This is a genomic window from Haemophilus parahaemolyticus (genome assembly GCF_018373095.1).
GTDB classification, from domain to species: Bacteria; Pseudomonadota; Gammaproteobacteria; order Enterobacterales; family Pasteurellaceae; genus Haemophilus_A; species Haemophilus_A parahaemolyticus_A.
This window is the reverse complement of sequence record NZ_JAHAHT010000019.1, coordinates 1-24,031: the sequence shown is the minus strand read 5'-3', so window position 1 is coordinate 24,031 and position 24,031 is coordinate 1. Positions and strand designations below refer to the sequence as shown.

Sequence of the window (24,031 nt, the reverse complement as noted above, 5' to 3'; positions counted from 1 at the left end):
TGCATCGTATATACAAATTGAGATGACATTAATAATTCCTCACAAAAAAATTCGCCCTATTCTACTGGAAAATAGGGCGAAAATATAGGAAACAAGTGGACAGATTTTGCAAAAGTTTGGCGGAATATGACCGCTTGTAATAAGCGGTCTAAACTTTAATTAGAAACGATAACCAAAATTCGCACTAAAATCATTACCTTTTAAACGTGTACCACCGCGTTTTAAGTTATTTCGAGTATATTCTGTACCCATTTCAATATTTGTTGAAATTGCATATTTAGCACCTACGCCATAACCGAAACCATGGAAAGTTGAATTTCCTACTTTGCTTAAGCTTGCTTCGACTTTTGCGTATGGAAGTAAATCAGAGCCTATGCGGTAGCCTTGTTGATAACCGATAGTGTATTTATTTTTTTGTTTTATATCACCAGTGACTTTAGTACTACCAAATTTTGTTTTCGCTTGAGCAACACCGATTAAGTTATTGCCCTGATCCATACCGTAATCTACTACAAGTACAGGACCTGTTGATTGTTTCCCTGTTACACCATTCACTTTATATTTTGCAGTTGTAAGATCAGCACTTACGCCCACACCAGTGAAAGTTTCGCCTACTGGTGCAGCAAAAGCAGATGCTGACATTGCACCAAGTGTTGCTAATACGAGAAGTTTTTTCATTTTTAATCCTTTGTTTGAGTGGAATTTTTTAAATTGCATTAACTCTCTCCCACAAGGGGAGAGCGTATTTTTTAGACTGAGCTTATTTATTCAAGTTCACCACAAAAACGATAACCTTCACCGTGGATTGTCACAATAATTTCAGGAGTGTTTGGATGATCTTCAAAATGTTTGCGAATGCGGCGAATCGTTACATCCACCGTTCTGTCGTGAGGTTTAAGTTTACGCCCAGTCATTTTGAGCAATAAATCTTCACGTGTTTGAATTTTACCTGGATTTTCACAGAAATGAAGCAACGCTCTAAATTCGCTACGTGGAAGTTTATTCTCTTCGCCCTCTGGAGTAATTAGGCTACGGCTGTTGATATCAAGTGTCCAGCCATTAAAGCGATATTGCTCAATATTTTGTGATGTTGAGATTGTCTCTTTCTCTTCCACCATCGTGCGGTTAAGTAAATTTCTTGCTCGGATAGTCAACTCTCGAGGGTTAAATGGTTTGGTAATGTAATCATCCGCCCCAATTTCCAAGCCCAAAATTTTATCAATTTCATTATCTCGCCCTGTTAAGAACATCAACGCGACTTCAGTGGTTTCACGCAATTCTCTGGCAAGCATTAACCCATTTTTACCAGGTAAATTGATGTCCATAATAACGAGGTTAATTGTTTGCTGTTCAAGCACTTCGTGCATTTGCGAGCCGTCCGTTGCTTCAAATACTTGATAGCCTTCTGCTTCGAAGATGTTTTTTAACATATTGCGGGTGACCGCTTCATCTTCAACAATTAAAATTTGTGGATTATTTTGATGCATACTAGGTTTTCCTAATTTTTAAAATTATGTAACCGCTTGTTTATAATTTGTTACGATTGTAACTGATCGCTTATTACCTCAAAAGGATTATTCTCACTTTCCTTATGCTGAATCAAATTTTTAGGTTTATTTTTTATCGCGATCATCAACGCCTTTTAACAAATAATTTCCCTCAATATCGGCAAGGCTTCGAAAGCCAATATTAAAAATATCACAATGTTTATTTCGATTGATTGGCGTATAATCAAAATTATCGTGGTGATGTCCGTGGAAAATTTTGCTTACGCCCATTTTTCTTGCTAATTGGTTAATCACGGCAAAGCCTTGCGGATGCGGGCGAGGTGCTTCGTGTGTGATTAAAATATCCGCTTTTTGGCTTTCCAATACTTCCACATCAGACGGAAAAATAGAAGTACGGTGTCTTAATGGTAATCCACCGCGCCAGATTTTCTCTTGAGGCGTATATTGGCAATAGTGAATTGGGTCAAAAAACATCGGACGATTAGGCGGCATCCAAATATGTCCACGGAACACGCCACCTAAGCCCGCAATTCTTACCCCTTGAATATCCACCACTTTGCCGTGGATATTACGTTCTTTCCACTCACTGCCCCAAATTGCATCAAAGGCAGCTACCGTTTTGCTATCATGGTTGCCATGAATAAACCAGATATCACAATATTCAGAGAGCTTATCCAACTCGTGTGGGCTAGTCAGTTGCAAATCACCTAAAATCACCAAAGCCACATTTTTCTGTTCTTTCACAAAAGGGTAAAGGTGTTCATAATGCCCATGTGGATCGCCTGCAAAAAGAATCATACCTCGCCTTCCGTTTCGTGATCGACGTTGTATTGCTTAAATTGAAGCGGAATTGGCTCATCATTTAAAATTGCTTCAACGACTTCTTTCGTTTGATTATAGCGATCTAAATAACTTGGTGATTCAATCTCAATGTACGGAATATGGTGTTTTTCAAGCAATTTCTTGAGTAGTGCTTGGAAACGCTGGCGTTGTTTGAGCGACCCTAAACTACGCAGACCATCATCAACCCATTTTGTATTATTATTGAGCAAAATCGTCACATCAAATGGATACTCTTTAATCATTGAATCCAAGAACGGATGAGCTCTACCTTCATACTGAATACAAAAGGCTTGCGTGGTAATGTAATCGGTGTCGATAAATGCCACTTTGTGAGCGTGTTTCATCGCATAATCAACGTAGCGTTTATGCCCCAACGCCATTTGCGGATAGTCAGAATATTGCATCGCTTGCTCATCGCCACCAAGCTGTTCAAACACAAATTCACGCCCATATTCCCAGGCAGAAGTGGTATTAAATACATTTGCCAATTTGCTCACAAGCACTGATTTACCACTACTTTCTCCACCTAAAACCGCAATTGTTTTTACGAAAAATGGACGTACTTCTTTTGGAATAAAACGCCAATATTGGAATGGATTGTTACGGATTTTGGTTGCTGAAACATTAAAACGCTCACGCTCTGGATCGACTAAGCTGACTTCTAAATTCAAGTATTTTTCGTATGGTGCTTTGTCCTGAATTTCGCTGCTGAATACAATGCTTGGATAAATATTTTTTTCCGCAAAAAGTTCTTTTACACGCTCAGCCCAGCTTTCCCAACCATTTGGATAACTTGGAATACCATCTTCATTTAAATGGTGAATAAAAATCTGTTTTTGTTGGTATTTGAAGATCTGTTGTACCCAACGCAAACGATCTTCATTAGTTGGCATCTGCTTCATTTTACTCTCTTTAAAGAGTTGCAAATCACGCTCGGTATCGGTGCAGACAATCACGTGCAACACATCAACCTTACTAAAAGCCTCATATACCATATTGATGTGCCCTGTGTGAATCGGGTAGAACTTGCCAAAAATTACGCCCACACGCTGATCTTGGGTCTCCACAATATTCAATACTTTATGCAATGCCTTCAGCTTAGCTGCACTTGGATTTTTAATTTTACCGCTGACTAACTGGTTAAAATAAGCACGAGTAACATTCGCTTGCGTACAAACATCATTCACTTTAAGTTTAAGCTGTCTGCGTTTTGATTGAAGATAACTAAAATCCGTCATTGTTGGAAATTGAATGAGAAATCATTGCTGCTATGATAAATCAAAATGTAGCATTTGAATAATATTTCTTTAGAAAAATTTAATCGGATGCACTATTTACTAGGCAAAAATACTAAATTTTATCCGTTTAATTTTTTCGATGTAAAAAATTTGGATAATCTGACCGCTTTTATTTCTTCTTTGCCCAGAAAAGGCTATAATCACAGCAATTTTCTATTTTAAATTTAGTGAAAAGTCCAAAAATAATGCAATTAATTCGAGGTTTCTACAATTTACCCAATCATTCTGTTTTAACGAACGGTTGTGTTCTTTCCATCGGCAATTTCGATGGCGTACATTTAGGACATCAACAAATTCTCACTCGCTTGATTAACAAATCAATTGAATTGGGTTTACCTTCGGTCGTTATGCTGTTTGAACCGCAACCTCGTGAATTTTTTGCAAAAAAAGTGGATGATTTAACCGCTTGCAACGTGCCTGCTCGCTTAATGCGATTGCGTGATAAACTCAAATATTTAGAAAAATCAGGTATAGATTTCGTACTTTGTGTCCGTTTTTCTGAAAGGTTTGCCAAACTTACCGCAGAAGAATTTATCCAAGATTTATTGGTAAAACAGCTTAAGGTTCGCTATTTAAGCGTGGGAGATGATTTCCGTTTCGGTGCAAAACGCACGGGCGATTATCACACGTTACAAGCGGCTGGAAAAACTTATCATTTTACCGTTGAAGAGAGCCACACGCACAGCTTCGAGCAAGATCGCATTAGCAGCTCTCTCATTCGTGAATTACTGCAAAAAGATAAATTAGCACTAGTGGAAAAATTACTCGGAAAACCTTATTCAATTGCAGGTCGCGTTGCCCACGGCAATAAGCTGGGCAGAACAATAGGCTTTCCCACGGCAAACATTATGCTGAACCGCCTGGTTGTGCCAATTCACGGTGTATATGCAGTGCAAGTAGAAACCAAAACTGGAGTATTTCAAGGCATCGCCAACGTCGGCAACCGCCCAACTATCAACGGAACAAAACCACTACTAGAAGTGCATATTTTCGATTTTAACCGTTCAATCTACGGCGAAGCCATTGAAGTCAGATTTATTAAAAAGCTCAGAAATGAAGTGAAATTCTCCAATTTTGAAGCCTTAAAGCAACAAATTGAAAAAGATAAACAACAAGCGGTTGAATTTTTTGAGGGATTTGCCGATGCCTAGGGCTTCACCCTAGGTTACGCATAATTCAGCCCCGTTGGAGCTGGAAGTTAGAAAACCAAATTCAAAAACAATTTTATTAACTGGAAACAAAAAAATGACTGATTACAAAAACACCTTAAATCTGCCTGAAACAGGCTTTCCGATGCGTGGGGACTTAGCAAAACGTGAACCTGCGATGTTAGAAAACTGGTATAGCAAAAACTTATACCAAAAAGTGCGTGAAGCTTCTAAAGGAAAAAAATCTTTTATTTTGCACGATGGTCCTCCTTATGCGAACGGTAATATTCACTTAGGTCATGCGGTTAATAAAATTTTAAAAGATATTATTATGAAATCGAAAACCGCATTAGGTTTCGATACGCCTTATGTACCAGGTTGGGATTGCCACGGTTTGCCGATAGAGCTAAAAGTAGAGGGTTTAGTCGGTAAACCAAACGAGAAAATCTCAGCGGCTGAATTCCGTCAAGCATGCCGCGAATATGCAAAAGAACAAGTAGAAGGGCAAAAAGCAGACTTTATTCGTATGGGAATTCTAGGTGACTGGGATAATCCATACTTAACCATGAACTTTGAAACTGAAGCCAATATTATCCGCACGTTGGGTAAAGTTATTGCTAATGGTCACTTATACAAAGGTTCAAAACCTGTTCATTGGTGTTTGGATTGCGGTTCTTCTTTGGCAGAAGCGGAAGTAGAATATGAAGATAAAGTTTCCCCTTCTATCTATGTACGTTTCCCAACGGTCAACGCACAAGAAATTGAGCAAAAATTCGGTGCGGAAGGCAAAGGAAGCGGTCAAATTTCTGCGTTAATTTGGACAACCACACCTTGGACATTACCATCTAACCGTGCGATTTCATTAAACGAAAATTTTGATTATCAATTAGTTCAAATGGGCGAAGAACGCTTAATTTTAGCGAAAGAGTTAGTGGAAGCCGTAGCAAAAGCTGGCGAGATTGAACAGATTGAAGTATTAGGCGAAATCAAAGGTAGCGAGTTAAATTTACTTCGCTTCCAACACCCATTCTATGATTTCAGTGTACCATTTATTTTAGGCGACCACGTTACCACTGACGGCGGTACAGGTTTAGTTCACACCGCACCAGACCACGGTCAAGACGACTATATCGTTTCACGCAAAAACGGCATCGAAATGGCAGGCTTAGTTGGCAACGACGGCAAATTCAAATCTGATGTGCCATTCTTTGCGGGCAAAGGCGTGTTTGAATCGAATGAATTAGTGTTAGACAAACTCAAAGAAGTAGGCGCATTGTTCAAATTAGAACGCATTAAACACAGCTACCCACACTGTTGGCGTCACAAAACCCCGATTATTTTCCGTGCGACACCACAATGGTTTATCGGGATGGAAACACAAGGTTTACGTCGTCAGGCGTTAGGCGAAATTAAATCTGTTCGTTGGATTCCAAGTTGGGGTGAAGCACGTATTGAAAACATGGTAGCAAACCGCCCAGACTGGTGTATCTCACGCCAACGTACTTGGGGTGTGCCGATGACAATGTTCGTACATAACGAAACCGAAGAGCTACACCCTCGCACACTTGAGATTTTAGAAGAAGTAGCAAAACGTGTAGAAGCGAAAGGTATTCAAGCGTGGTGGGATTTAGACCCTGTTGAAGTGTTAGGCGAAGCTGATGCGAAAATCTACCGCAAAGTGCCAGATACTTTAGATGTATGGTTTGATTCAGGATCAACTTACGCCTCAGTGGTAGAAGCTCGTCCAGAGTTCAACGGCAACAGCGCCGATATGTACCTCGAAGGGTCAGATCAACACCGCGGTTGGTTTATGTCTTCATTGATGCTTTCTACTGCAACCAACGGCAAAGCACCTTACAAACAAGTCTTAACGCACGGCTTTACCGTTGATGAAAAAGGCAGAAAAATGTCTAAATCATTAGGTAATGTGATTGTGCCAAGCGAAGTTTGGAATAAAAACGGTGCAGATATTTTACGTTTATGGGTCGCTTCAACCGACTACACAGGCGAAATTACCGTTTCACACAACATTTTAAACAGTGCGGGTGAATCTTACCGCCGTATTCGTAACACGGCTCGTTTCTTATTAGCAAACTTAAACGGCTTTGATCCTAAACGCGACTTAGTAAAACCAGAAGAAATGGTAGCGCTTGATCGCTGGGCAGTAAGCTGTGCATTAGAAGCTCAAAATGATATCAAAGAAGCCTACGATAACTATCAATTCCATACCGTAGTACAACGTTTAATGCGTTTCTGCTCAATTGAAATGGGATCGTTCTACTTAGATATTATTAAAGACCGCCAATATACCACTAAAGCGGATAGCCTTGCTCGCCGTAGCTGCCAAACTGCATTGTGGCATATTGCTGAAGCACTTGTGCGTTGGATTGCTCCAATTCTTTCATTCACCGCAGATGAGATTTGGGGTTACTTACCGCAAGTAGAAGGTCGGGCAGAGTTTGTCTTCACTGAAGAATTCTATGAAGGTTTATTCTCACTTGGTGAAAATGAAAAATTAGACGATAGCTACTGGCAAACACTCATTGCTGTCCGTGCAGAAGTTAACCGTGTATTAGAGCAAGCACGTAAAGACAAAGTCATTGGTTCAGGCTTAGAAGCAAAAGTGACGGTATATGCGAACGACGAAATTCGTCCATTGTTAGAACAACTTGGCAACGAATTACGCTTCGTTCTCATCACTTCACAAGCGGTCATTAAACCACTTAGCGAAGCAGATGTTGCAGAAGGCGAACTTGCAGGCTTAGCCGTGAAAGTTGAACGTGCTGAAGGTGAAAAATGCCCACGTTGCTGGCACTATGCAACCGATATCGGTGCAAATGCAGAACACCCTTCAGTGTGTGGACGCTGCGTTGAAAACGTAGCTGGCAATGGCGAAGTTCGTCATTTTGCGTAAAACAAATAAAATATGGGAATGTATTTCCCATATTTTATTAGACTAATTTCTCCGTTTTTTCTTCTGCTAAATCTCCCCTACCCCTCTTTGCTAAAGAGGGGGGTTAATGAAGAATAAAGAACCCCATTTTGTAAAAGTAAATTCCTCTTTAGCAAAGAAAAAGAGGGAAAATGGAGTACTATTGATTAACAAAGAAAATAGCTATCTTTCCAATATTTTCTCTCAGGAGGACATATGAAATTCCGATGGTTAAAACATGGTTTTATTTTTCTAATAAGCATTTTGTTGTCAGCTTGCTTAACAACACATTTATGGAAAGAAGATAAAACAGAAATAGTATATTCTCCAATTGATACAGATAACCTCATTGCATTAGGAGAAAATTCAAAAACAGGACAATTAGTCATTATAGGAGAAAAGTATTGGTTTGTATTAACACAAAAAAGCAGTGAAAAAATCAGACCAATTATTTCAGCGAAACTTTCCGCACCAGTAAAAACTAATGAAACTATAAAAATAACATTATCAAATTACAAGAAGAATGAATTTGATGCTTTCGTTACCTTATATTATTCACCGGTCAATGAAGCTGAAAAAGAAAAGGTAAAAAATATTGGTTTTCAATGTTTACCAAATTATTGCCAAAAAATATTTGGAAGCATTTATGGTGAAATCTATAAAAATAATGAAGTTAAATTAACTCCAAAAGATCAATTAAAACAAAAATTACCAATAGAAATAAAAGCTGAAAGTAAAACTAGAACTTCTGTAGTGAAAGGAGCTAATGTTATCAGAAAAATATTGCAAACCCCTGCAACTTTAATCGGAGATGTTCTGCTTTTGCCATTCCAGCTTTTATATGTTGCAGAAATATCATCAGATAAATAAATCTTAAATATATAAGCGATTAAATTTGCAAAACGATCACTTATTTTCTGATAAACTAAATGCCCTTTAAATTCATCACTATCCTCATTTATAGGATTCGTAAAATGCTAATTTTAAATAAACCTAATCACGCCAGAAAACAACTTGAAAAACTAACTTTTATTCCGCAAACGGCAGAAAAAGTAGAATTTCTTGCGGATAGCCGTGCGTTCAAAACTTGCATTTTACAGCTGATCCAATCTGCAAAATCTCGCATTTATTTGACCGCTTTATATTTTGAAAAAGATGAAGCTGGGCAAGAAATCTTAGCAGCCCTCTATCAAGCTAAACAAGCTAACCCCTCTCTTGAAATTAAAATTCTAGTCGATTGGCACCGAGCCCAACGCGGACGAATTGGTGAAGGGGCAGTAAGTTCTAATGCGGATTGGTATGCAGAACAAAAAGCACAATATCACCTTGAACAAGCAATTGAGTTTTGGGGCGTGCCAATTAACAAACGTGAAGTTTTCGGCGTATTACATCTCAAAGGTTTTATCTTTGACAACACCCTAGTTTATAGCGGCGCTAGTATCAATAACGTCTATTTACAACAGTTTGAGCGTTATCGCTACGATCGTTACCATGTGATTGAAAATGCCACATTAACCGACAGCATGGTTGAATTGCTAGAAAAACATATTATTAGCCAACCTGCAGTTTGCCGCTTGGATGATGTCAATCGCCCGAAAACCTTTGAACTTCGCCCGCAAATTAAAGCGTTTCGCAAATATTTAAGCCAACAGCAATATCAGTTTGTCGGCAAAGCACAAGATGAAAACTTAAGCCTTTCACCAATTATCGGTTTACGGAAACATAATCAACTGAACAAAGTGATTGAGGCTCTCTTTTACCAGGTGCAAGAAAAACTCACAATTTGCACACCTTATTTTAACTTCCCACACTCGCTCCAACAGCGTATTAAATGGTTGTTAGAAGGCGGTAAATCGGTAGAAATTATTGTAGGCGACAAAACTGCAAACGACTTCTACACTAAACCAGAAGAAAAATTCACGATGGCATCGGCACTGCCTTACCTCTATGAGAAAAATTTACGTGCGTTTGCTAGACGTTTTGACCATTTTATTCAAAATAAACAGCTGACGATTCGCCTTTGGAAAGATAACGAAAACAGCTACCATCTAAAAGGCGTTTGGATCGATAACTGCTATATCTTACTCACTGGTAACAATCTCAACCCACGAGCCTGGGCGTTAGATGCAGAAAATGCGGTATTGATTCATGATCCTAAAGCGGAATTAAGTGAAAAAGCACAAAGTGAACTAACCCATATTCGTCAACATACTAAAGTGTTAACCCACTATAGCGACTTAGAACAGCTCAAAGACTACCCAGAAGCGGTGCGCAAATTACTGAAAAAATTTGGTCGCGTGAAGCTTGATAAAGTCGTGAAAATGTTGTTGTAAGAACAAATAAACATACTAGAAAGCAGGGCGTGTATAACACGCCCTACGCCTTCTTAACATACCTGAAATCCATATCAAGGAATCACTATGAGTGAACAAATCTACGGCATTCACGCTGTAAAAGCTTTTTTAGATAATGCACCAGAACGCTTAATTGAAGTATTGGTACTAAAAGGGCGTGAAGACAAACGCCTTAATCCATTATTAGGCGAATTAAAACGCTTAGGCGTGACAGTTCAACAAGTCAACCGTCAAACTTTAGATAACAAAGCACAAGGGGAAGTGCATCAAGGCATTATTGCACGTGTGGTGCCACAAAAAGAGCTCAATGAACATGATTTAGATGCGATTTTAGCCAACAAATCTGCACCATTTTTACTCATTTTAGATGGTGTGACCGACCCGCATAACCTTGGAGCTTGTTTACGAACGGCAGATGCGGCAGGCGTTGATGCCGTAATTGTGCCAAAAGACAAATCAGCACAACTGACCTCAACAGCCAGAAAAGTGGCTTGTGGTGCTGCCGAAACTGTGCCGCTCATTCGCGTAACGAACCTTGCTCGCACTATGCGTGAACTGCAAGAAAACCACAACATCTGGATTGTCGGCACCGCAGGCGAAGCTGATGCTGGCATTTATGAAGCTAAATTAACGGGAGCAATTGCATTAGTGATGGGCGCAGAAGGCGATGGAATGCGTCGCTTAACGCGTGAACATTGCGATCAACTGATTAGCATTCCAATGGCAGGATCAGTGTCCTCCCTCAACGTTTCCGTGGCAACAGGCGTGTGTTTATTTGAAATTGTACGTCAGAAATTAGAGGAAAATAGCTAATTAAACACTATTATTTTAAAATAATATTATAAATAAGCTAGGCTTGTATATTAGGTAACATTTTGAGGTAGTTTTGAAGAGTACTTTTATATTAGGCGACTGTCTAGAAGAATTAAAGAAAATAGAAGACAATTATTTTGATTTAGCAATAGCAGATCCTCCTTATTGGAAGGTTGTAAATGAAAAATGGGATTATCAATGGAGAACTGAAGAGGATTATATTAATTGGTGTAATGACTGGTTTATAGAAACATATAGAACTTTAAGATTTGGTGGTACATTTTATTTGTTTGGATATTTTAGAATGTTGTCTCTACTTTTACCCTATTTATTAAAAATAGGATTCTCATTAAGACAACAAATAATTATAAATAAGGGAATCAAATCGGTAGCAGGACGAGCAACCAAAAATTACAGACTATTTCCTAACGTAACAGAAAGTATTATTTTTTTGACTAAAAATAACATTCCATTTTCTCGAGGCTTATTAAAAGCTCGTCAGAATAGTTTAAATTTAACATCAAAAAAAATAAATGAAATGTTAGGAGTGAAATCTAATGGTGGTGGAATGTGGAGTATATATACTGGTAAAAATATCTGTGAGCAGTTTCCAACAAAAGAAATATGGACAAAGTTAGAGGATATATTAGAATTTAAATATCCTTATGAGAAAATAGCTCAAACCTATAATCCTGAGCTAGGGTTAACTGATGTATGGGATGATATAGATTTTTATATAGAGAAACGTATACATCCAACACAAAAACCCTTAAAATTAATAGAACGATTAATTAAAGTTAGTTCTAATCCTGGAGATAAAATATTGGATCCATTTTCTGGTAGCGGAAGTACATTTTTAGCTGCTGAGAATTTAAATAGAATAGCAACAGCTATAGAAATAGATCCAGTATATATTAATAAATCTATAGAAAGAATAAATAATTATAATTTTAGCCTTTTATAGATTTATGTTTTTTATTTCCTATAATTTTTATTTCTTTGTCTGTATCTCTTAATTTAAGATGGCTTCTCATTTCTTCAGTTATATATTTTAGCTCTTTAATGTTGAAGCCTCTTTCTTTTAATATGCTCTTTTCCTGTCTATTCAATAGCTCTGATGGCATTTCTTCAGATTTAATAATGCTTCTATCTTTATCTGGTTTTATATAATGTCCTATATCTATGTTGTAATTATCAGATAGACTATCTTTTATATTGCATTCGAAAATTTTTATAGGATTACACATATAAAATGGATAATTATCAGGGAATAGATTTTTAGGGGCTGGTGTTTTATTAGGATTGTTTTTTATATGCTCCAGATATATATAGGAATAATAATTTTCTAATAGCTCACGAAAATTTTTAGCTCTTATAGAAGAAGGCCATATTTCGAAGCATCTAATTCGGAGATCTTTATAGTTTTTTTCCTTAAATAAAGGATAATCAGTAACAATAAAGACAAATCTTGGAGTTTCATCTAATGCCATTCTGAGTTCATCTTGATTTCTTATTCCGATAAGCCATTTAGAATCATTATTTCTTTTAATATTATCGGATTGACAATTAGGGCATCTTTCTTGAGTTCTTAAGACATTCTCATTACATTCTTTACATTTATCAACTTGATCCACCTTACTACAAGATTTAACTTCTGAACCATCAATAATGTCTTCTCCTCTTGCAGCACTTCCTTGTCCTTTCATCCCTAATATTAATGAAGCAAGGTGTTGTGCAGGATAACCAATTTTTAAATTAGGTGTCTGATTGGTTTCTTTAGACCATTTATGGGCTTTTATTCTAGGAATAACAATCATCTCTTTAATAAATTTCTTTATTAGATTCTCATTATTTTTAATGGTAATTAGTTTATTATTTGGTTTCATTATCATTCCTCTGTTCAAAATATATACTATCAAAAAACTCACTAGGCAAAAGTCCAAAGAATCTCCATATTTTTTCTAAATTAACGATAGAAATATTACGCTTTCCACTTTCTACACTAGCAATATAGGTTCTATCTAAAGAGACTTCTAAAGCAAACTTCTCTTGGCTAAGCCCATAGAGTTTTCTTAATTCTTTTATTCGCAATCCAACCTGTTTTCGTATCACGTTTAACTCCACTCCTTCTAGACTTATTTTTAAACAATAGTTTTTAGATGGAAATAAGACAACGGCTTATAAGTAACAATTAAGACGATAGAGGCTATTTTTACGATCTCGCTCGAAAATTTGGCCGCTTGTGCTTTTCAAATTTTGCAAAAATCGCTAGCCTTACGGGGGAGAGATCAGTAAAATTCGCTTCTTTATTTAATCCTGCAAAACTAATCCTTTTGCCATAATGGTTCTCCTCTCATAAAAGAACGGGAACACGTGTAATAACGAGGCTTTTTAATGTCAGATCAAATTCAAGCAACTAACATTGCAGTTGCTCATCCTAAATCCGAAAAAGTAAATTTAATGAATATGACGCGTCCGCAGATGCGTGAATTTTTAGCGAGTCTTGGCGAAAAGCCATTTCGTGCTGATCAACTCATGAAATGGATTTACCACTTCGGTGAAGATAATTTCGACAATATGAGCAATATCAACAAGGTATTGCGTGAAAAATTAAAACAAGTTGCAGAAATCAAAGCTCCTGAAGTGGCAGTGGAACAACGCTCAGCAGACGGCACAATCAAATGGGCGATGCAAGTGGGTGAGCAACAAATTGAAACCGTATATATTCCAGAACCAGACCGTGCGACCCTTTGCGTATCTTCACAAGTAGGCTGTGCTTTAGCATGTACGTTTTGTTCAACAGCTCAACAAGGTTTTAACCGTAACTTAAACGTAGCAGAAATTATCGGGCAAGTATGGCGTGCTTCAAAAATCATTGGTAACTTTGGTGTAACGGGCGTGCGTCCGATTACCAACGTAGTAATGATGGGAATGGGCGAACCATTATTGAACGTGAATAACGTTGTGCCTGCAATGGAAATTATGCTAGATGATTTTGCGTACGGCTTATCAAAACGTCGTGTGACGCTTTCAACTTCAGGTGTGGTGCCTGCACTGGATAGCTTACGGGATAAAATCGATGTGGCATTGGCAATTTCTCTGCACGCACCGAATGATGAAATTCGTGATGAAATCGTACCGATCAATAAAAAATATAATATGGAAATGTTGATCGATTCGGTCAACCGTTATCTTGAAGTGTCAAATGCTAACCACGGCAAAGTCACGATTGAGTATGTGATGTTGGATCACGTGAATGATGAGGTAGATCACGCTCATCAATTAGCGAAAGTGTTGAAAAATACGCCGTGTAAAATTAACTTAATTCCGTGGAATCCATTCCCAGAAGCCCCTTATGCTAAAAGCTCTAATTCTCGTGTAGATCGCTTCCAAAAAGCATTGATGGAATATGGCTTTACAGTTACCATCCGTAAAACGCGTGGTGATGATATTGATGCCGCGTGCGGTCAGTTGGCGGGCGATGTCATCGACCGTACCAAGCGAACGTTAGAAAAACGCCGATTTGGTGAAGGGATTGCGGTGAAAGCACAATAGGAAAATAACTCTCTCCTACAACAGGAGAGAGTGAATATTTAAAAAGGAGCATTTATGAAATTCGCAATCTTTTCAAAAATTTTAACCGCTTGTGCTGTGCTATTTCTAGCAGGTTGCGTTTCCTCCCAAATTGATCCTGAATTTAACCGCTCGGAAGCCTTAAAAGCTCGAATCAATCTTGCCCTTGCCTATTTAGAACAACAGGATTATCCAAAAGCCAAGGAAAATATCGATAAAGCGATTGCTCACGATAGAAACGATTACCTGCCTTATTCAGTACTGGCGTATTATTATCAACAAACGGGCGATGTAGCCAACAGTCAGAAAGCCTATCAAAAAGCATTGAAACTCAGCCAAAATCGCCCAGATGTGCTCAATAATTACGGCACTTTTTTGTGTAAACAAGGTCAATTCCAACAAGCTTATTCACAGTTTGAACAATCCCTTCAAAGCAAACACGCTTACTATCATCAAGCCGATACGCTTGAAAATATCATTCTCTGTGCAAAATCAGAGCCCAATTCGCAAAAAACCAACGAAGCTCTCACTGCACTCTCAAAATTAGATAAAATAAGAGCAGATAAGTTACGTTAATTCATCAGGAAAGATTATGTCAGATTTAAACCAGACCATTAGCCAAGTGATTGCTGGCGAGTTAAATGTGAAACCACAACAAATTTTGGCGGCAATGAATTTATTAGATGAGGGAAACACAATCCCGTTTATTGCACGTTATCGCAAAGAGGTCACGGGCGGATTGGATGACACCCAACTCCGTCACTTTGAAACGCGTTTGATCTACCTACGTGAGTTGGATGATCGTCGTCAAACCATTTTAAAATCGATTGATGAGCAAGGCAAATTAAGCGATGAGTTGCGTGAGAAAATCTTTGCTACGGAAAGCAAAACTGAGCTTGAAGATCTCTATTTGCCGTATAAACCCAAACGCAGAACGCGTGGGCAAATTGCGATTGAAGCAAGGCTTGAGCCATTAGCAGAACAACTTTGGCAAGATCCAAGACTCACACCTGAATCGGTGGCTGAGCAATTTATTTCTGCTGATAAAGGCGTAACAGATAGCAAAGCCGCTCTTGATGGGGCACGTTATATTTTAATGGAACGCTTTGCCGAAGATGCGGAATTACTTGCAAAACTTCGCCAATATTTGACCGCTAATGCGACCATTGAGTCGAAAGTAATTGAAGGTAAAGAGCAAGAGGGCGAGAAATTCCGCGATTATTTTACTCATAGCGAGCCACTCAAAAATGTGCCTTCGCACCGAGCATTGGCGATGTTCCGAGGTAGAAATGAGGGAATTCTATCACTTTCCATCAATGCTGATCCACTTGCAGAAGACGGGGCAAAATCCAGCCAATGTGAAGAGATTATCCGCGAACATTTGGGTGTGATTTTCAACAATCAGCCAGCCGATAAATGGCGTGAGCAAGTGATAGCGTGGACTTGGAAAGTCAAAGCATTACTGCATCTTGAAACTGAATTGATGGCAAACTTACGTGAAAAAGCGGAAGAAGAAGCGATTGATGTGTTCGCTCGCAATTTGTCTGCTCTCTTAATGGCAGCCCCAGCAGGTGCTCGCAACACTATGGGCTTAGACCCTGGTTTGCGTACGGGCGTGAAAGTTGCTGTAGTAGATAATACAGGGAAATTGCTTGCAGTGGATACCATTTACCCACACACCTCAGGCAAAGCGGCAGCGGAAGTTTCGCTGTATAAATTGATTAAACAACACAATGTTGAGCTTATTGCGATTGGTAATGGCACGGCTTCGCGTGAAACTGAACGTTTTGCCAAAGATGTTTTAAAACAAATTAAAAGTAGCAAACCTGATATGCAGATTCCACAAACCGTGGTAGTGAGTGAAGCAGGTGCTTCGGTTTATTCAGCTTCTGAATTGGCAGCAAACGAATTCCCTGATTTGGATGTTTCATTGCGTGGTGCAGTGTCGATTGCACGCCGTTTGCAAGATCCGCTGGCAGAGCTAGTAAAAATTGAGCCAAAAGCGATTGGTGTAGGACAGTATCAGCACGATGTAAACCAAACGCAACTTGCCCGTAAACTTGATGCGGTGGTGGAAGATTGTGTAAATGCGGTTGGTGTGGATTTAAACACAGCTTCAGCACCATTACTGGCACGAGTGGCAGGAATGACTAAAACCCTTGCCCAAAATATTGTGGCATATCGTGATGAGAACGGGCGTTTTAATAGCCGTTCAGACTTGAAAAAAGTGTCTCGTTTAGGGCCTAAAGCCTTTGAGCAATGTGCGGGCTTTATGCGTATTTTAAACGGCAAAAATCCGCTTGATGCCTCAAGTGTTCACCCAGAAGCTTACCCTGTTGTGGAAAAAATCTTGCAAGCCACTCAAGCAACGCTTGCAGAATTGATGGGTAATGAGAGCAAAATTCATCAGCTCAACGCAAAAGATTTTGTCGATGAACAATTTGGCTTGCCAACGGTAAACGATATTCTCAAAGAACTTGAAAAACCAGGACGCGACCCACGTGGTGAATTCAAAACGGCAACTTTCGTGGATGGCGTGGAAGAAATTAAAGATCTACAAGTGGGCATGATTTTAGAAGGCACCGTCACGAATGTGGCAAACTTCGGGGCATTTGTTGATATTGGCGTGCATCAAGATGGTTTAGTGCATATTTCAATGCTTTCAAACAGCTTTGTGGACGATCCGCATAAAGTGGTGAAAGTAGGTAATGTAGTCAAAGTGAAAGTGCTTGAAGTGGATGTGGCACGGAAACGTATTGCATTAAGTATGCGTTTAGATGAAAAACTGACCGAGCGTTCAGAAGAAAAATCGCCTGTTCGAAAAAATTCGGAAAAATCTGACCGCTTACAAAGAAATAGTGGACGTAATCAGTTCACAAATAACGCCTTTGCAGATGCATTAAAAGGTTGGAAAAAGTAGTATAAATCGCCATTTTGATTATTTTAAAGTCAAATGACATTTTACACTTAAAAAAGATTTGCCGATAAGATAAGAAATGGGTATTATACAAAAACCAAATGCGGAGTGGTAGTTCAGCTGGTTAGAATACCTGCCTGTCACGCAGGGGGTCGCGGGTTCGAGTCCCGTCCATTCCGCCAATTTATTCCCATTATGAATTTAGCTTAAATCTAAATTTATAATTTTGCGGAGCGGTAGTTCAGCTGGTTAGAATACCTGCCTGTCACGCAGGGGGTCGCGGGTTCGAGTCCCGTCCGTTCCGCCACTTATTTTAAAACGTTATAATATACATCCTATGCGTTAATGGAAAAAAACCTCTGAGCAATCGGAGGTTTTTTTCTATCTATTTTTTGGCGTTGTAGAACAAAAAATAAAAATGGAAGTTCATCACTTCTATTTTTTCTTTATGTTGAACTTGTGATGTAATTGAATCGCCCAACCATAATGGCGATCACAATCTTCGTGCCCATTATGGAATGTTACAGCTTTACGCATGCTCATCTGTTTGTATTCATCAAACTCAATTTCAGCAATTGCACAGAAAGAGCGAGAATCGATTTGTCTGCCCATTTCGACTACAATTTCAGGTTGATTTGGCACTTTAACCGTAACGACTACATCAGATTCTCTTCAACTAGCAATCCCATCATAGATAAAACAATAAATCGTCATTCGTTTGATGTCAGAAATTCCATGATTGAATGCCTATTTTGATCCCGATAAAGAAGAGTAGGGCGATCACAGCTTTTTCAAGATGAACAAGATGTTTGGTTAAGGCAGCAAGAATGAAATACAGGTTACGTAAACCTAAAATCGTGAGATTTTGTGAGAGCACTCGCAATTTCCCCATATATTTTAGTTTACTTAATCAGCCCCTGAATTTGCTGTAAACCATTTAACCTTGTGCTGGTCAAATGTGGCGTGATTTTCAGATCATCAAACAGTTGTTGTAAATTAAATTCAGCCAATTCTGTATCTGACTTTTCAAGTAAGGCAGTTTGGACAATCATTAAAATCCCTTGCATTAAGCGTGCATCGCTGTAAGCGGTAACTTTTCGCGGCTGTTTTACAAACTCAAACCACAATCGACTTTCGCAACCGTGAATTTCAGATACGTTTTGCAACTCAGCCTCACTTAATTTAGGCAATTGTCGGCTAAGTTGGATGAGCAAGCGGTATCTTTCTTCCCAAGATTTACAAAGGGCAAATTTTTCGTAAATTTCTGCAAGATTCATTGTTTTTCCTCGATAAAATTTGCAAAAGATTGTAACAATCTGCCCGCTTGTTGTTAATGATTTTATGAAAATTTGCTAGAATAGCCCTATTTACCAAATTTAATAAGGATAAAATTTATGTCATTAGTTCCTATGGTTGTTGAGCAAACCCCGAAAGGTGAACGCTCATACGATATTTTTTCACGCTTGTTAAAAGAGCGTATTATTTTCTTAAATGGTCAAGTTGAAGACAATATGGCGAACTTGATTGTGGCTCAACTACTCTTCTTGGAAGCTGAAGATCCTGAAAAAGACATCTATCTTTACATCAATAGCCCTGGTGGTGTGGTGACTGCTGGTTTGGCAATTTACGACACCATGAATTTCATCAAGCCTGATGTAGCAACCCTTTGCACGGGGCAGGCTTGTTCAATGGGTGCATTCTTGCTTTCAGGCGGTGCAAAAGGTAAACGTTTTGCACTACCAAACGCACGTGTAATGATTCACCAACCTCTAGGTGGTGCACGTGGTCAAGCAACCGATATTCAAATTCAAGCTCAAGAAATCTTAAAATTAAAAGAGATGCTTACCCGTAAAATGGCGGAGCACAGCGGTCAGCCATTTGAAAAAGTGGCGGCAGATACTGAGCGTGATAACTTTATGTCGGCACAAGAAGCAATGGAATATGGTTTGATTGATAAAGTATTAACTTCTCGTGGTGAGGTGGCTTAATGGCATTTGAAAAAGAACCTCACTGCAGTTTCTGCGGTAAAAAACGCTCAGAAGTCGATCAGCTTGTTGAAGGCACAGAAGGCTTTATCTGTAATGAGTGTATCGAAGAGTCGTACAACTTACTTAACGGTGAAGAAGAGCCATTAATTGATGAAAGCAGTGATGAACAAAAATTCTTCGAAAATGTGCCAACACCGCATGAGTTACACGCTCATTTAAACGACTATGTAATCGGTCAAGAACACGCCAAAAAAGTGTTATCAGTGGCTGTTTACAACCACTATAAACGCCTAAAAAGTGCATTATCGAACCACGAAGTAACCAACGGTGTTGAGCTTGGCAAAAGTAACATTTTGTTAATTGGCCCAACGGGTAGCGGTAAAACCTTATTGGCGGAAACCTTGGCTCGTCGCTTAAATGTGCCATTTGCTGTAGCAGATGCGACCACTTTAACCCAAGCAGGCTACGTGGGTGAAGACGTAGAAAATGTCATCCAAAAATTGCTGATGAAATGCGATTTTGATGCAGAACAAGCCGAGCGAGGTATTGTCTTTATTGATGAGATCGACAAAATCACCCGTAAATCAGAAAGTGCCTCGATTACCCGTGATGTATCGGGCGAAGGCGTACAACAAGCCTTGTTAAAATTACTTGAAGGCACGGTGGCGAATATCAATCCACAAGGATCTCGTAAACATCCAAAAGGCGAAACCATCCCTGTAGATACCTCAAAAATCCTCTTTATCTGTGGCGGTGCGTTTGCGGGCTTAGATAAAATCGTAGAATCGCGTACCAATAAACAGGGCGGTATTGGCTTTGCAGCAGAGTTAAAAAATGACAAAGATCGTCAAGACTTAACCGAGCTTTTCAAGCAAGTTGAGCCTGAAGATTTAGTCCGTTTTGGTTTGATTCCAGAGTTAATTGGCCGTTTGCCTGTGGTAACCCCATTACAAGAACTTGACGAACACGCATTGATTCAAATCTTAACGGAGCCAAAAAATGCGATTATTCGCCAATATCAAGCTCTATTCCAAATGGAAAATGTAGAACTTGAGTTCACTAAAGAAGCTCTCGTTGCGATTGCGAAAAAAGCGATTGCCCGCAAAACAGGAGCACGTGGTTTACGCTCTATTGTGGAAAACTTATTGCTTGATACGATGTATGATTTACCAACACTGAAAGCGAAGAAAGTAATGGTGGGTAAAGAGTGCGTAGAAAATGGAAAAAAGCCTGAGATTGAATAGTTTTCTAATTGTTGGTTTTTATAGCCAGACAAAGCCTGGCTATAAAAACCATACGATATCTGTAATCACAAGGCTCTTGAGAGAGCTATGAAGTATAGGATCTTAAACAGCCTAAAAACTGCACATTTTACGCACAGATTGTTCAGATTGTTATTAATTAACAGTTCAAGATAAACAAGCGGTGAAATTCCTTAAAAGATTTGCAAATCTTCTCTAAAATTTCACCGCTTACTTTTGATAAACACAAAACGCATGCTTCGATAAGCTCAGCAACCATTCCATGTTTTTATTTCGCTCACTTTATTCCTTCACCCGAATCCGATAACGTTTATCTAGCATACAAAGCAAGCCACCCAATGCCATAAACATACCACCAAGCCAAATCCAGCGAATGAATGGTTTGTAGTAAAGGCGTAAGCCCCAAGATCCGTCGTCAAGTTGTTCGCCTAATGCCGCATATAAATCACGGGTGAAACCCCAGTCGATAGCCGCTTCGGTCATTCCCATTTTACTGACGTTGTAAAACCGTTTTTCCGCATGAAGCGTAGCTTCTGGTTTGCCGTTGTGGGTGATTTCAATATCTGCCGTACCACCTTGGTAGTTCGCACCATCGGTGATTTTCAAACCTTTAAAGGTGAAGTTGTAATCCAAAATCTGCACACTATCGCCTTCACGCATTCGCACATCTTTTTCGATGCTGAAATTATGGCTCATCGCAATGCCAAATACAGTCATCGCCACACCTAAGTGAGCGAATACCATTCCCCAGTGAGAACGAGAAAGTTTTAACATGCCCGTCAAAAATGAATGACGATGTGTGGCACGAGTGTGCATTTCATACAGACTAAGAATGACGATAATCGCCGACATCATCACGCCCATTACCGATGTAGCAGTAATGCGGTTACCCACCAAATAAGGCAAGCCGAAGCCGAGTGCAATCATCATCACTAGAGAAATCATCACAGGCGTGCGGATTGCCGAGATTTGATCTCGTCGCCATTTTACCAACGGCCCAATGCCTAAAATAAAGGCGAACGGCACCATTAAAATCAGGAACATCTGGTTAAAAAACGGTGCACCGATAGAGACAGAGCCCAAGCCGATTTGCTTGTGAATGAGCGGTAAAATCGTACCTAAAAAAACCACCGATAAAAACGCCATCAACATCACGTTGTTCAATAACAACAAGGTTTCACGCGAATAACGTTGGTAGTTGTCCAAACTTTTGATTTTCGTCCCTTGGAACGCATAAAGCAGTAGCGAGCCACCAATCACAAACACCAAATACGCCAAAATATACAAGCCACGAGTTGGATCAGAAGCGAAGGCGTGAACCGACACAAGAATACCAGAACGTACCAAGAATGTGCCAAGTAAGCAGAGCGAGAAAGCCAGAATGGCAAGCAATACCGTCCACGCTTTGAAGGTACTGCGTTTTTCAGTTACTGCTAAGGAGTGAATCAACGCTGTGCCTGCTAACCAAGGCATTAAAGAAGCGTTTTCCACAGGATCCCAGAACCACCAGCCGCCCCAGCCGAGTTCGTAATACGCCCACCAAGAGCCAAGCACAATACCTAGTGTCAGGAAAACCCACGCTGCCATTGTCCACGGGCGAGACCATCTTGCCCATGCGGTGTCGAGTTTGCCCGTCATCAATGAAGCAATCGCAAAAGCGAAAGCAACCGAAAATCCTACATATCCCATATAAAGCAGTGGAGGGTGGAAAATCAAGCCAACATCTTGCAACATCGGGTTAAGTTCACGACCATCGGCAGGGAAATCAGGGAAGGTACGGTTAAATGGGTTCGAGCTGAAAATAATGAACACCATAAAGCCAATGCTGATTAAGCCCATCACGCTCAATACGCGCGCCACGGCTTCCTCTGGCATTTTACGGGTAAAGGTCGCTACACCTACCGCCCAGAGTGCCAGTAACCAAATCCAGAGCAACAACGAACCTTCGTGCGAACCCCATACTGCCGATAAACGATACTGCAGTGGCAAAGTTGAGTTCGAGTTATTCACGACATATTGCACGCTAAAATCATTCACAGCGAATAAGTAGAATAACGAACCAAACGAAAGCGACAACGCCAAGAACATCGCCCAAGTGAGTGGGCGACCAAGGCTCATTAGCTTCGCATTGCCTTTTTCAGCTCCAACAAGCGGTAGAATTGCTAAGAAAATTGATAAAGCGAGTGCTAAGGCTAAGCCATAATTGCCGAGTTCCGCAATCATTTGCTTTCTCCTTGTAAGGTTTTCAGCGTGCGTTCAATTTCGGCTTTATCGTGTTCTGATTCACCTTTTAAATCCGCTTCTGAAATTCCCATCGCACCATGTTGTTGCTTCATTTTATCGCCCAACTCAGGTGGCATATAGTTTTCATCGTGTTTCGCCAACACCTCTGTCGCACGCAAACGGGTTGGTTCAACCAACACTCCTTGTGCCACAATGCCTTGCCCTTCACGGAATAAATCAGGCAAAATGCCTTCATATTCAATCGTGACTGCAGGACCGATGTCGTTTACATCAAATTCAACTTTAAGCGTTTTCGGATCGCGCGTCACCGTACCTTCCATCACCATTCCGCCTACGCGGATACGTTGCCCTACTTCAGGTTTTTGGTTTGGATCATCATTTTTGCCTTGTACAATTTCAGAAGGCGTATAGAACAGGTCGATGTTTTGACTCAGTGCATACAGCGTTAAGCCAATTGCCACGCCTACACCCGCGAGCACCGATAACACGATTTTTAATCGAGATTTACGTCTTGGATTCATTTTTTACCCACACAAAAATTAAAATATGTAAAAAGAAACAAGAAATTGACCGCTTGAAAGGCTATTTCTTCGCTTGAGCCTCACGAGCTAACGCTTTCTTCACTTGAGCCACAATCTGCTTTTGCTCACGCTTTGATTGCCAAATCAGCCAACCCATTGCCACAAACGATATGCCGTAAGAAAGCCACACATAGAAACCGTAGTTTCCCATTGCGAAGAAATCCGCAAGAGAGTCAAATTGAAATTGAAGTTGCATCGTATTCTCCGTTACTTAAAGTTGCTCACTAAGGCTTTTACCCAAGGGCGTTTGCGTTCATCTTGTAATAATGCAATGCGATAACGCCAGATGCTGAACCAAGCGGTAAACAAAAGACTGCCGAAAATCGCCAACAATAGCGGAATCAACATTTCAGTTGCCATTGAAGGTTTGTCTAATTTTGTGATCGTCGCCCCTTGGTGCAAGGTGTTCCACCATTCCACTGAGAAGTGAATAATTGGTAAGTTAATCACCCCCACTACAGCAAGCACACCCGCCGCTTTCGCACCTGTTTGTTTATCTTGGAAAGCCGAGTAGAGTGCCATTACACCGATATAGAGGAAGAAAAGCACAAGTGCAGAGGTTAAACGAGC

23 protein-coding genes, 2 tRNA genes and 1 pseudogene are annotated in these 24,031 nt (G+C 39.8%); 13 read left to right on the top strand and 13 right to left on the bottom strand.

The features are described 5' to 3' along the window. Positions 1-159: 159 nt before the first annotated feature. The 4 genes from KH943_RS03610 to nadR all read right to left on the bottom strand — a co-directional run bounded on the left by KH943_RS03610 (position 160) and on the right by nadR (position 3,589). The gene (locus tag KH943_RS03610; protein WP_304107677.1) at positions 160-678 is read right to left on the bottom strand and encodes a porin family protein; all 519 of its coding nucleotides are present in this window, start codon (positions 676-678) and stop codon (positions 160-162) included. 86 nt (positions 679-764) lie between these two features. Beyond that, on the bottom strand, positions 765-1,487 hold the full coding sequence (gene arcA, locus KH943_RS03605) for a two-component system response regulator ArcA (protein ID WP_304107674.1): 723 nt from the start codon (positions 1,485-1,487) through the stop codon (positions 765-767). Positions 1,488-1,613: 126 nt separating this feature from the next. Further along, positions 1,614-2,306, bottom strand: a complete 693-nt coding sequence (locus KH943_RS03600; RefSeq protein WP_304107672.1) for a metallophosphoesterase family protein — start codon at positions 2,304-2,306, stop codon at positions 1,614-1,616. After that, complete coding sequence (gene nadR, locus KH943_RS03595; RefSeq protein WP_304107669.1) at positions 2,303-3,589, bottom strand: multifunctional transcriptional regulator/nicotinamide-nucleotide adenylyltransferase/ribosylnicotinamide kinase NadR; 1,287 nt, start codon at positions 3,587-3,589, stop codon at positions 2,303-2,305. Before nadR ends, KH943_RS03600 begins: the two co-directional genes overlap by 4 nt. 245 nt (positions 3,590-3,834) lie before the next feature. Between nadR and ribF the strand changes: the two genes are divergently transcribed. The 6 genes from ribF to KH943_RS03565 all read left to right on the top strand — a co-directional run bounded on the left by ribF (position 3,835) and on the right by KH943_RS03565 (position 11,860). Beyond that, the gene (ribF, locus tag KH943_RS03590) at positions 3,835-4,800 is read left to right on the top strand and encodes a bifunctional riboflavin kinase/FAD synthetase (protein WP_304107668.1); all 966 of its coding nucleotides are present in this window, start codon (positions 3,835-3,837) and stop codon (positions 4,798-4,800) included. Positions 4,801-4,894: 94 nt separating this feature from the next. Next, complete coding sequence (gene ileS, locus KH943_RS03585) at positions 4,895-7,711, top strand: isoleucine--tRNA ligase (protein WP_304107665.1); 2,817 nt, start codon at positions 4,895-4,897, stop codon at positions 7,709-7,711. 234 nt (positions 7,712-7,945) lie between these two features. Next, the gene (locus tag KH943_RS03580) at positions 7,946-8,599 is read left to right on the top strand and encodes a hypothetical protein (RefSeq protein WP_304107663.1); all 654 of its coding nucleotides are present in this window, start codon (positions 7,946-7,948) and stop codon (positions 8,597-8,599) included. A 104-nt stretch (positions 8,600-8,703) separates the two neighbouring features. Further along, a complete protein-coding gene (gene pssA / locus KH943_RS03575) occupies positions 8,704-10,062 on the top strand; it encodes a CDP-diacylglycerol--serine O-phosphatidyltransferase (protein WP_304107660.1) in 1,359 nt (452 codons plus the stop codon). 87 nt (positions 10,063-10,149) lie between these two features. After that, the gene (gene rlmB, locus KH943_RS03570) at positions 10,150-10,896 is read left to right on the top strand and encodes a 23S rRNA (guanosine(2251)-2'-O)-methyltransferase RlmB (RefSeq protein WP_304107658.1); all 747 of its coding nucleotides are present in this window, start codon (positions 10,150-10,152) and stop codon (positions 10,894-10,896) included. 73 nt (positions 10,897-10,969) lie between these two features. Next, positions 10,970-11,860: a DNA-methyltransferase gene (locus tag KH943_RS03565; protein WP_304107656.1), complete on the top strand. Its 891-nt coding sequence runs from the start codon at positions 10,970-10,972 to the stop codon at positions 11,858-11,860. On the opposite strand, the gene KH943_RS03560 is transcribed toward KH943_RS03565, so the two are convergent. Continuing rightward, positions 11,847-12,782 (bottom strand): MamI family restriction endonuclease, encoded by a 936-nt coding sequence (locus tag KH943_RS03560; RefSeq protein ID WP_304107652.1) that lies wholly within the window; start codon positions 12,780-12,782, stop codon positions 11,847-11,849. The two genes, KH943_RS03565 and KH943_RS03560, sit on opposite strands and share 14 nt — an antisense overlap. Next, positions 12,769-13,020 carry a helix-turn-helix domain-containing protein gene (locus KH943_RS03555; protein WP_304107649.1) on the bottom strand — a complete coding sequence of 84 codons (252 nt, stop codon included), beginning with the start codon at positions 13,018-13,020 and terminating at the stop codon, positions 12,769-12,771. Before KH943_RS03555 ends, KH943_RS03560 begins: the two co-directional genes overlap by 14 nt. A gap of 270 nt (positions 13,021-13,290) precedes the next feature. Between KH943_RS03555 and KH943_RS03550 the strand changes: the two genes are divergently transcribed. The 5 genes from KH943_RS03550 (at position 13,291) to KH943_RS03530 (ending at position 17,693) form a co-directional block, all read left to right on the top strand. Beyond that, complete coding sequence (locus tag KH943_RS03550; protein WP_304107646.1) at positions 13,291-14,451, top strand: bifunctional tRNA (adenosine(37)-C2)-methyltransferase TrmG/ribosomal RNA large subunit methyltransferase RlmN; 1,161 nt, start codon at positions 13,291-13,293, stop codon at positions 14,449-14,451. 54 nt (positions 14,452-14,505) lie between these two features. Further along, positions 14,506-15,045 (top strand): type IV pilus biogenesis/stability protein PilW, encoded by a 540-nt coding sequence (pilW, locus tag KH943_RS03545; RefSeq protein ID WP_304107643.1) that lies wholly within the window; start codon positions 14,506-14,508, stop codon positions 15,043-15,045. 16 nt (positions 15,046-15,061) lie between these two features. Then, complete coding sequence (locus KH943_RS03540; protein ID WP_304107640.1) at positions 15,062-17,389, top strand: Tex family protein; 2,328 nt, start codon at positions 15,062-15,064, stop codon at positions 17,387-17,389. Between the two features lie 102 nt (positions 17,390-17,491). Then, positions 17,492-17,568 (top strand) — tRNA-Asp (locus KH943_RS03535). A 48-nt stretch (positions 17,569-17,616) separates the two neighbouring features. After that, positions 17,617-17,693, top strand: a tRNA-Asp gene (locus tag KH943_RS03530). A gap of 128 nt (positions 17,694-17,821) precedes the next feature. On the opposite strand, the gene KH943_RS03525 is transcribed toward KH943_RS03530, so the two are convergent. From KH943_RS03525 to KH943_RS03515, 3 genes and pseudogenes are all read right to left on the bottom strand, one after another. Continuing rightward, positions 17,822-18,028 carry a hypothetical protein gene (locus tag KH943_RS03525; protein ID WP_304107637.1) on the bottom strand — a complete coding sequence of 69 codons (207 nt, stop codon included), beginning with the start codon at positions 18,026-18,028 and terminating at the stop codon, positions 17,822-17,824. 88 nt (positions 18,029-18,116) lie between these two features. After that, a pseudogene (locus KH943_RS03520) lies at positions 18,117-18,242 on the bottom strand (tellurium resistance protein TerC); the annotation flags it as partial. A gap of 46 nt (positions 18,243-18,288) precedes the next feature. Beyond that, the gene (locus KH943_RS03515; protein ID WP_304107634.1) at positions 18,289-18,663 is read right to left on the bottom strand and encodes a SufE family protein; all 375 of its coding nucleotides are present in this window, start codon (positions 18,661-18,663) and stop codon (positions 18,289-18,291) included. 117 nt (positions 18,664-18,780) lie between these two features. Here KH943_RS03515 and clpP point away from each other — a divergent pair, with 117 nt between their 5' ends. Continuing rightward, the gene (gene clpP / locus KH943_RS03510) at positions 18,781-19,374 is read left to right on the top strand and encodes an ATP-dependent Clp endopeptidase proteolytic subunit ClpP (protein ID WP_005707144.1); all 594 of its coding nucleotides are present in this window, start codon (positions 18,781-18,783) and stop codon (positions 19,372-19,374) included. Beyond that, positions 19,374-20,618: an ATP-dependent protease ATP-binding subunit ClpX gene (clpX, locus tag KH943_RS03505; RefSeq protein WP_304107630.1), complete on the top strand. Its 1,245-nt coding sequence runs from the start codon at positions 19,374-19,376 to the stop codon at positions 20,616-20,618. Before clpP ends, clpX begins: the two co-directional genes overlap by 1 nt. 300 nt (positions 20,619-20,918) lie before the next feature. Here the strand turns inward: clpX and KH943_RS03500 are convergent, their stop codons facing one another. The 4 genes from KH943_RS03500 to ccsA all read right to left on the bottom strand — a co-directional run. Continuing rightward, on the bottom strand, positions 20,919-22,859 hold the full coding sequence (locus tag KH943_RS03500) for a heme lyase CcmF/NrfE family subunit (protein WP_304107627.1): 1,941 nt from the start codon (positions 22,857-22,859) through the stop codon (positions 20,919-20,921). Next, entirely contained in the window at positions 22,856-23,401 is a 546-nt protein-coding gene (ccmE, locus tag KH943_RS03495; protein ID WP_304107623.1) for a cytochrome c maturation protein CcmE, read from the bottom strand. The genes KH943_RS03500 and ccmE overlap by 4 nt, the downstream gene beginning before the upstream one ends. A 61-nt stretch (positions 23,402-23,462) precedes the next feature. Continuing rightward, positions 23,463-23,657, bottom strand: coding sequence for a heme exporter protein CcmD (gene ccmD / locus KH943_RS03490; protein WP_005707131.1), 195 nt, complete (start codon positions 23,655-23,657; stop codon positions 23,463-23,465). Between the two features lie 11 nt (positions 23,658-23,668). Further along, the coding region (gene ccsA, locus KH943_RS03485; RefSeq protein ID WP_304107618.1) for a cytochrome c biogenesis protein CcsA at positions 23,669-24,031 on the bottom strand (363 nt) is incomplete at its 5' end.